The 6,562-nt window shown below is 37.9% G+C and carries 7 protein-coding genes; 5 read left to right on the top strand and 2 right to left on the bottom strand.

The features are described 5' to 3' along the window. Both CLV38_RS13030 and CLV38_RS13025 read right to left on the bottom strand, forming a co-directional pair. Positions 1 to 338, bottom strand: a 338-nt coding sequence (locus tag CLV38_RS13030) for a transposase (protein ID WP_146129025.1), incomplete at its 3' end; no start/stop codon positions are given. A gap of 40 nt (positions 339 to 378) precedes the next feature. Beyond that, positions 379 to 819, bottom strand: coding sequence for a transposase family protein (locus CLV38_RS13025; RefSeq protein ID WP_106196370.1), 441 nt, complete (start codon positions 817 to 819; stop codon positions 379 to 381). A gap of 626 nt (positions 820 to 1,445) precedes the next feature. On the opposite strand from CLV38_RS13025, the gene CLV38_RS13020 reads away from it, so the two are divergent. From CLV38_RS13020 to rfbD, 5 genes are all read left to right on the top strand, one after another. Continuing rightward, complete coding sequence (locus tag CLV38_RS13020; RefSeq protein ID WP_106196368.1) at positions 1,446 to 2,525, top strand: IS30 family transposase; 1,080 nt, start codon at positions 1,446 to 1,448, stop codon at positions 2,523 to 2,525. A 414-nt stretch (positions 2,526 to 2,939) separates the two neighbouring features. Next, positions 2,940 to 3,833, top strand: a complete 894-nt coding sequence (gene rfbA, locus CLV38_RS13015; protein WP_106196366.1) for a glucose-1-phosphate thymidylyltransferase RfbA — start codon at positions 2,940 to 2,942, stop codon at positions 3,831 to 3,833. Continuing rightward, complete coding sequence (rfbC, locus tag CLV38_RS13010) at positions 3,830 to 4,396, top strand: dTDP-4-dehydrorhamnose 3,5-epimerase (protein WP_106196364.1); 567 nt, start codon at positions 3,830 to 3,832, stop codon at positions 4,394 to 4,396. Before rfbA ends, rfbC begins: the two co-directional genes overlap by 4 nt. Beyond that, positions 4,393 to 5,373, top strand: a complete 981-nt coding sequence (rfbB, locus tag CLV38_RS13005; protein WP_106196362.1) for a dTDP-glucose 4,6-dehydratase — start codon at positions 4,393 to 4,395, stop codon at positions 5,371 to 5,373. The genes rfbC and rfbB overlap by 4 nt, the downstream gene beginning before the upstream one ends. An 81-nt stretch (positions 5,374 to 5,454) precedes the next feature. Continuing rightward, positions 5,455 to 6,297 (top strand): dTDP-4-dehydrorhamnose reductase, encoded by an 843-nt coding sequence (gene rfbD / locus CLV38_RS13000; protein WP_281260069.1) that lies wholly within the window; start codon positions 5,455 to 5,457, stop codon positions 6,295 to 6,297. Positions 6,298 to 6,562 lie beyond the last annotated feature (265 nt).

Raw genomic sequence — 6,562 nt, 5'->3', positions numbered from 1 at the left:
TTGTTATCCGCAGCCGATAAAGATAAAGCGGGCGTTTTAGGTTGCTTGATCCCCTTTAAAGGGACGTTTACCGGTAGATGATTCATCCAATAGGTTTTGATATAATCGGTCAGATTTTTGATTAAATGAAACCGGTCATTCACTTGAATAGCCTGTGGATGTGCCGTTTCGATCGCCTTTTTATAGGTGTTAGATCCATCACGAGAGACGATCAACAGGTTCGGAAAATAAGCAAGCCATTTACTGACTGCCTCGGTCTCTCTTGAATCAATCAAATCAATCACTTGATGGGTAAGAGAGTCAACCAGAATCGTACCGTAGCGTAACTTTTTCTTCATGGCGAAATCATCAATGCCACAGACAAGGATCGGATTATGATCAGGGCTTAAGACGCTCCTTATGGAGCAGATTGCAGATCGTACTTTTTCCGATATTAGCCGTACCTTTACGGATCAGTTTAACAGCAGTGATCGAACTGCAGTGAATAGCGATGGATAATACTTCCTCTTCCAAACGCTTCGTTCGGGTGGCTTTCTCAGCGATACACTCAAAGCGTTCTGAGAACGTTTTATGATCGCACTCTGGGTTCTTACATAAGAATTTACGGATCTGCATCTTAATCTGGACCTTGTGTCCTTGTATCGGTAAGTCCTGAAACTTTCTCGGGTATAAAGAGTGAACACGGGAAGAAACCTGACCACAGTATGGACAAGGGACTTCTAAACGAGTAGAAGAAACGGTAATCGTAAAGGTGTGGTTTGTGAATGAATGAGATTCATACTCTAAACACGGATCAAGTACCTGTATCAATTCGTACATGGTTCCCCACTTCTTTCTTCTTTTCTTAATTATACTCCTCACTTTTCTCTAAATAGAAGCAATAACAACTGACTTTGGAAAGAACCCAATTGTCCTTGACAGTTACACTAGGGTCAATAACTGTTAATATAAAATTGAGTATCTAATAGATTTTAAGTAGTCATCCATTAAAAATATTAATTGAACCATCTGTTAAAAACTTTCATTATTTACAACTTAGATGGAATAGCAAACCAATTATCAAAAAAGCACTACTTAATCAATTATATTTTTATAAATTCCATTAATTGGATATACCTTAAATTTGATGATATGCTAATTTTATTTGCCACTGTCACTTAATATATACTAATAACTTCCCTTAATATACGATCTGTCTATTACTAAAATATGAATGATATTCTTGTTTAAATATGTTATTATCTCATGACAGCTGAAAAAACATTGTAAATACCCGATAATTCATTTTAATTTGAGTAATAATTCTATTTACATTTTAAAAAAGATTAATTTAGCTGGATTTTATAATGAAGTTAGCCACTCAGGCTAACACATAGAAAAACGCTATGTGAGTTTCATGTTATATTGAAGTTACCGCTAACTCTCAATAGACAGGATGAATTCACATGACGCACTCTAACGATAACACATCAGCACGTAAGGGAAAACACTTATCTTATTCAGAACGGTCTCAAATAGCTATTTTAAAGATTGAACACTATTCCAATCGTCAGATTGCGAATGTACTGGACCGTGTTCCGCAAACGATTAATAATGAAATACATCGCGGAACCATCACTCAACTCAAACGTCAAAAGCAAAACGGTAAATTCTATGACTACTATACAACGTGTTACGATCCTGATGCCGGGCAAGCCGCTTATGACAGACTCCGATTGAACTGTGGCCGTCGGCCAAAATGGGCGGATACGGATGCGTTCATTGAGTGGGCAGATGTCAAACTATTACAGGAAAAGTGGTCTCCTGACGTGGTCGTTGGATTTGCTTTGACACACGACTTGTTTGAACCGGCTATTATTCCTTGTACTACGACTCTTTATGGATGGATTGACAAGGGTATCATGAGAACCACCAATATGGATCTACTTGAAAAACTGTCTCGCAAACCAAAGGACGCTTCTTATAGAAGTCGCACCAATAAGCGTATTTTAGGTCAATCCATTGAACAACGTCCTTCAGAAATCGATGATCGCCAGACCTTTGGACACCGGGAAATTGATACAGTCGTTGGGAACAAAGTGAAAACTGATCCTGTTTTATTAACGTTAGTCGAACGGCAAACACGCTTCGAAATCATCCTTAAACTCAAGGGCAAAGATAAAGAGTCCGTTGACCAAGCAATTTGTCAGTTACGAGAACGAGCAGGTGACACCTTTTCTACAGTATTTAAAACCATCACCTCTGATAACGGCTCCGAGTTTGCCGGACTTCACGAGGCGCTTCAAGAGACACTGGATGTGTACTTCAGCCATCCCTATGCCTCATGGGAAAGAGGCACTAGCGAGAACCAGCACAAATTTATTCGTCGATTTATTCCAAAAGGGAAAGCAATCGGTCCATTCAGTGAAACCCACTGTTTAAGAATCCAACAATGGATGAATGACTATCCCCGAAAGATACTGGGCTATCAAACGCCTCATACATGTTTTGCCAAAGCTCTTCGCTCTTTGTCCCAAGTGGCCTAAGCACGATAGTGCTTAACAAATGACTATGAACACCTGCTTTAAACCAATCAACCCACTGACTTCTACACGAATAAAAGTTTTTAATAACAGGAGGCTAACTTAAACTTGAAATTTACGAAAGATTACTTTATTATACAATGTACATTTCTTTTTCAAGGAAAAAACGAAGAGTAAAAATTGGGATTTTATCATATACATTTTGTGCATCCTATATTATTTCATCTAAATAAGAATGAGATTTTTAAATAATACTCTTTCTATTGAAGTTCACACAATTACTCTGGTTAATACATCAGAGAAACCGGATTAAAAACTCTTGCTTGTATAGTTAGGAAGAGTTTTAGTACAAGTTTCACTCAAATATTTTGTCTTAAATCATATTAAGTTTTTCGAATCTTTGAAAGGGTGTAATGAATGAAAGGAATAATTTTAGCTGGAGGAAATGGTACACGTTTGTATCCATTAACAAAGTCAGTATCAAAGCAATTAATGCCTATTTATGATAAACCGATGATTTTTTACCCAATGTCTATATTAATGCTGGCTGGAATTAAAGAAATTTTAATAATCTCTACTCCAGAGGACACGCCACGTTTTGAACAACTGTTTGGAGATGGTTCAGAAATTGGACTAAATATATCTTATGAAGTTCAGGATGAGCCAAAAGGCTTAGCTGAAGCTTTTGTTATCGGTGAAAAATTTATTGATGGTGATTCAGTATGCTTAATACTAGGTGATAATATCTATTATGGCAGTGGTCTTTCAAAAATGCTTCAACGTGCAGCAACTAAACCAACTGGAGCAACAGTGTTTGGTTACCATGTCAATGATCCAGAACGATTTGGAGTAGTAGAATTTGATAAGGACATGAGAGCTTTGTCTATTGAAGAAAAACCTCTGAATCCTAAAAGCAATTATGCTGTAACAGGCTTGTATTTCTATGACAATAGAGTAGTTGATATCGCAAAAAACATCGAACCGTCTCCAAGAGGTGAGCTGGAAATTACGGATATCAACCAGAAGTATCTTGAAATGGGTAAACTGGACGTAGAAGTAATGGGACGAGGGTATGCATGGTTAGATACCGGTACGCATGAATCGTTGCTTGAAGCAGGAACCTTTATTGAAACCATTGAAAAACGTCAAAGTCTAAAGGTCGCTTGTCTAGAAGAGATAGCCTTCCGAATGGGGTACATTACACATAGTCAACTCATAGAGCTGGCTCAACCATTGAAGAAAAACGGATATGGACAGTATTTATTACAAATCGCTGAAGAGAGTGTAATGGAAGGAGTGCTTGATAAATGAACATAATAGAGACGAATCTTCAAGATGTCGTTCTTTTAGAAACGGATGTTCATGGTGATCACCGAGGTTTCTTTACAGAAAGCTATACAAAAGAGAAGTTTATGGAAGCAGGGTTAACCAATGAGTTTATCCAGGATAATCATTCCTTGTCTGTTGAACCAGGTGTTTTACGAGGCATGCACTACCAAACAAATACAAAAGCTCAAACAAAACTGGTTCGAGTTACTTCTGGTGCCATCTATGATGTCCTAGTTGATATGAGAGAAGGTTCTCCTACATACGGTAAATGGGAAGGGTACATCCTAAGTGAATTTAATCATCGGCAATTGTTGGTACCTAAGGGATTTGCTCACGGATTCTGTACGATTACGGATAATGTGAACGTCCAATACAAAGTAGATGAAGTGTATTCCCCAGAACACGATGCAGGAATTGCTTATGATGATCCAGATATCGGTATCATATGGCCAATGACCAATGTCATCCTGTCTGACAAGGATAAGAAGCATCCCAAATTAAAAGATGCGAAACATGATTTCGTTTGGAAAGGTGATAAGAAATGAATATATTAGTTACGGGTGGAGCAGGTTTTATTGGCAGCAACTTTGTTCACTACGTTCTAGAAAAACATCCTGAAGATAAGATCATTAACTTGGATTTACTTACATATGCTGGAAACATTCATAATTTAGACGATGTCATGGATAATCCAAATCATATTTTTGTTCATGGAAATATCACAAATAGTGAGCTAGTTGCTTATCTAGTTGAGTCTCATGACATTACGCATTTTGTAAACTTTGCGGCAGAGTCTCATGTAGACCGTAGTATCCTAAATCCTGAGATCTTTGTTGAAACAAATATTCAAGGAACTTTGGCATTACTTAATGTAGCAAAAGAGCTAGGAGTCAAGAAGTATCTTCAGGTATCTACGGATGAAGTTTATGGTTCTTTAGGAGCGGAAGGCTACTTTACTGAAGAGACACCATTGGCACCAAACAGTCCCTATTCAGCGAGTAAAACGGGGGCTGACTTATTGGTTCGTTCATATTATGAAACATATGGGATGAACGTCAATATTACCCGTTGTTCGAATAATTACGGACCCTATCATTTTCCAGAAAAATTGATACCATTATTGATTTCCAATGCGATGGACGGTAAGGAGTTACCTATTTATGGTGATGGAGAAAACATTCGCGACTGGCTTCATGTGAAAGATCATTGCCAGGCAATCGATTTAGTCCTTCGTAAAGGTGTTAAAGGTGAAGTTTACAACGTGGGTGGTCACAACGAACGCACAAATAACGAGATTGTTAACCTAGTTGTCGATAAATTAGGAGTATCAAAAGATCTTATTACCTATGTCGATGACCGATTAGGACATGATAGACGTTATGCCATCGATCCGACGAAACTGGAAACAGAACTCGGATGGAAACCAGAATACACATTTGATACAGGCATTGAAGAAACGATTGAGTGGTATAAGGCTAATGAAAACTGGTGGCGTCCGTTGAAAGAACGCGCTGACTTTTAAAAGAGAATAATTAGGAAGAGGCTTGCTGCTAACGGCAGGTCTTTTTCCATATACAAATATGATAATTAATGGGGGAAGATTATGAAAGTATTAGTCACTGGAGCAAATGGACAACTCGGGAAAGAAGTATCAAAATTATTGAGAGAAGTAGGAGTTGAATTCGCGAGTGCTAATCATTCAGAGATGGATATAACCGATTCAAGTTCAGTTAAAAAGATATTTGATCAAGAACATCCTACTGTAGTATTTCACTGTGCTGCCTATACCGCTGTTGATAAAGCAGAAGATGAAGGAAAAGAACTGAACTGGAAAGTTAACGTTGAAGGAACCAGAAATGTTGCTAAAGCTGCAGAAGCAATTGGTGCTAAGCTAGTATACATCAGTACGGATTATGTCTTCGACGGTACAAATACAGAAGTATATCACGTGGACGATGAAACTAATCCTCAGAACGAATATGGTAAGGCGAAATTAGCAGGTGAAAAAGCAGTACAAGAAGAAATGACTAATTACTACATTGTACGTACGTCTTGGGTGTTTGGAGAGTTTGGTCATAACTTCGTATACACAATGAAACGACTCGCAGAAACTCACCCCAAATTGACAGTAGTCAACGATCAATTTGGACGCCCAACATGGACACGAACACTTGCAGAATTTATGGTGCATCTAGTTGAAAAAGAAGCAGCCTATGGGACATATCATTTATCTAATGACGGTTCATGTTCATGGTATGAATTTGCTGAAGAAATATTGAAAGATGCCGATGTAGAAGTTGCACCTGTAGACTCCAGCCAGTACCCGCAGAAGGCAACGCGTCCTAAGCATTCAATTATGAATTTGAAAAAATCAAAAGAAACAGGATTTGAAATAGTAACGTGGCAAGAAGCTTTAAGGAAATTTGATAAATCACTTAGTAAGTGAAAATTCACAATATATGAGGCTTCACTATTTAACGATTAATATTCTTCTGCGCATAATTCTATAAATATTGCATTCTACGAATAATACATCCAAACAGAGCCATACCTACCGAAAATTGAGTCAGTGACTGCGCAGAATATAGTCACTTTGAGAGCTAAACTGTATTATATACTCAAGTTTCGCACCCTAATCAGACCTTGGAAAGCCTATCGGCTTAAGGTTAATCAACGAGATCAAACAGTGCTGTATGCCTGATTGGGCTGGT

The organism is Alkalibacterium olivapovliticus, from assembly GCF_003003275.1.
GTDB classification, from domain to species: domain Bacteria; phylum Bacillota; class Bacilli; order Lactobacillales; family Carnobacteriaceae_A; genus Alkalibacterium; species Alkalibacterium olivapovliticum.
The sequence above is the reverse complement of the archived record's forward strand: the minus strand, read 5'-3'. Positions and strand labels throughout refer to the sequence as shown.

Excerpts from the sequence above, each read along its gene's own strand:
- CLV38_RS13025 (WP_106196370.1), bottom strand. The coding sequence starts at position 819 with ATGTACGAATTGATACAGGTACTTGATCCGTGTTTAGAGTATGAATCT.
- CLV38_RS13020 (WP_106196368.1), top strand. The coding sequence starts at position 1,446 with ATGACGCACTCTAACGATAACACATCAGCACGTAAGGGAAAACACTTA.
- rfbA (WP_106196366.1), top strand. The coding sequence starts at position 2,940 with ATGAAAGGAATAATTTTAGCTGGAGGAAATGGTACACGTTTGTATCCA.
- rfbC (WP_106196364.1), top strand. The coding sequence starts at position 3,830 with ATGAACATAATAGAGACGAATCTTCAAGATGTCGTTCTTTTAGAAACG.
- rfbB (WP_106196362.1), top strand. The coding sequence starts at position 4,393 with ATGAATATATTAGTTACGGGTGGAGCAGGTTTTATTGGCAGCAACTTT.
- rfbD (WP_281260069.1), top strand. The coding sequence starts at position 5,455 with ATGAAAGTATTAGTCACTGGAGCAAATGGACAACTCGGGAAAGAAGTA.